The sequence below is a fragment of the Luteimonas flava genome (assembly GCF_036584485.1).
In the GTDB taxonomy this organism is placed as follows: Bacteria; Pseudomonadota; Gammaproteobacteria; order Xanthomonadales; family Xanthomonadaceae; genus Luteimonas; species Luteimonas flava.
This window is the reverse complement of sequence record NZ_JAZHBM010000083.1, coordinates 1-255: the sequence shown is the minus strand read 5'-3', so window position 1 is coordinate 255 and position 255 is coordinate 1. Positions and strand designations below refer to the sequence as shown.

The following is a 255-nucleotide window of genomic DNA, read 5'->3' as shown; positions in this document are numbered from 1 at the left end:
TGGCAAAGGGTAAGTTCGAGCGCACCAAGCCCCACGTGAACGTGGGCACGATTGGTCACGTTGACCACGGCAAGACGACGCTGACGGCGGCGCTGACGAAGATCGGTGCGGAGCGTTTCGGCGGCGAGTTCAAGGCCTACGACGCGATCGACGCGGCGCCGGAAGAGAAGGCGCGCGGCATCACGATCTCGACCGCACACGTCGAATACGAATCCGAGACGCGCCACTACGCGCACGTCGATTGCCCGGGCCACG

At 65.1% G+C, this 255-nt stretch carries 1 protein-coding gene; it reads left to right on the top strand.

What is annotated here, in order from left to right; all coding sequences use genetic code 11:
* Positions 1 to 255: GTP-binding protein (locus V3391_RS17775; RefSeq protein WP_332079780.1), on the top strand; the 255-nt coding region annotated here is incomplete at both ends.